This is a genomic window from Stenotrophomonas sp. HMWF023 (genome assembly GCF_003060985.1).
GTDB classification, from domain to species: Bacteria; Pseudomonadota; Gammaproteobacteria; order Xanthomonadales; family Xanthomonadaceae; genus Stenotrophomonas; species Stenotrophomonas lactitubi.
This window is the reverse complement of sequence record NZ_QAIJ01000181.1, coordinates 1-1,358: the sequence shown is the minus strand read 5'-3', so window position 1 is coordinate 1,358 and position 1,358 is coordinate 1. Positions and strand designations below refer to the sequence as shown.

Sequence of the window (1,358 nt, the reverse complement as noted above, 5' to 3'; positions counted from 1 at the left end):
GTCCTGTACCCGTTTGAACTGCACCATGCATGGCTTCAACCTTTCACCCTGGAGCCATCATGTACGGTGTTACCCACTTTGCACGGGCAGTGACGCTGGCCGGACTGACGTCGTTTGGCTTCACGGCACACGCAGCGTGCGTGCCGGATGTTCCCAGCGTGACCTACGCGCAGACCGTACCGGTGCGATTCGTGCATGAGCCGGATGTGCTGCTGCATACCGCCAGCGCCCCCATCATCACCTACCAGTGCGACAGCAACGAGGATGCCATTCTGCGTCCAAGGCTGATGGGGTTGACGTATGTTCGTAACATTAATTTCGAACCTGCCTATGAACTCAGTCCTGATTCTCCATTGGTAGTGCTGAGTTTCTGGAATGAGCCAGACAATGGCAATGAAGGCTTGGAAGGTGCCATCGATGCGATGCGTGATTCATCGTGGTACTTCGAAGCGGCGGGAAATCGCATGCAAGCGACCTTGCGCTTTTACTCCCGCGGTGGCCCAATGCGACCGCAGACACGGCGCCCACTTGGCTCGGTACAGGTGCTCGGCTCCGGCTCGGCCGAGTTCCATTTTGAGTTGGGCTATGAATTCCAGGGCACCACCTGCGCCTTGATGGACGCCAGCCCCGTGCTCGACCCCATCAGCGCCGATGCGCTGGACGCCACTGGTACCGGTGGCGCGAAGGACTTCACTGTGCAGATGGACTGCGGCGTTCCCGGCCGTCCGGTGTCGCTGGAAATCCATGACGCCACCGACCGCAGCAACATGAGCGATATCCTGGTACCTGCGGCAGGCTCCAGCGCGCAGGGTGTGGGCCTGCAGGTGCTGCACAACGGCCTGCCGTTGCCGATGGGGCGCGTGTGGGCGCATACCGATTCCACCGGTGCCAGTGAACGCATTCCGTTCACCGCGCGCTACATCCGCCTGCCAAGCGAGCCGTTGCTGGCCGGCGAGATCATTGGCCAGGCGGTGCTGGTGGCCAACTACTACTGAGCGGCGGCAGCGGAAACACGACCATCGGCAGTGATCGAGTGTTCAGCGAGTTCTTCGTGAACTGATCGGAGCGCAGCCGAGCATGGCTCGGCTCTACAGTGCGGTGGGCGCAAATGATGGGGCCAGAGCCCATCGTCGTTGCGATAGGATCCGACCCTTGGCCATCGGTAGCGCCAGGCCATGCCCGGCGGCCATCACGCCGGCGGCAGCACCTTGCCGGGGTTGAGGATGCCATCCGGGTCCAGCGCGGCCTTGATCGCCCGCATCGCCGCCAGCGTGGCCGATGAAAAGGCCTGTGCCATGAAATCACGCTTGGCCAGGCCGATGCCGTGTTCGCCCGACAGCGTGCCACCCAGCGCCAGC

At 62.5% G+C, this 1,358-nt stretch carries 2 protein-coding genes; one reads left to right on the top strand and one right to left on the bottom strand.

Annotated elements, in window-relative coordinates; all coding sequences use genetic code 11:
• Window positions 1-59: 59 nt before the first annotated feature.
• The gene (locus DBR20_RS09760; protein WP_181393060.1) at window positions 60-995 is read left to right on the top strand and encodes a fimbrial protein; all 936 of its coding nucleotides are present in this window, start codon (window positions 60-62) and stop codon (window positions 993-995) included.
• A gap of 194 nt (window positions 996-1,189) precedes the next feature.
• Here the strand turns inward: DBR20_RS09760 and DBR20_RS09755 are convergent.
• Window positions 1,190-1,358, bottom strand: a 169-nt coding sequence (locus DBR20_RS09755; protein ID WP_308812610.1) for an FAD-linked oxidase C-terminal domain-containing protein, incomplete at its 5' end; no start/stop codon positions are given.

What these genes read in the sequence shown, in the direction of transcription:
- DBR20_RS09760 (WP_181393060.1), top strand. Translation starts at nt 60, where the DNA reads ATGTACGGTGTTACCCACTTTGCACGGGCAGTGACGCTGGCCGGACTG.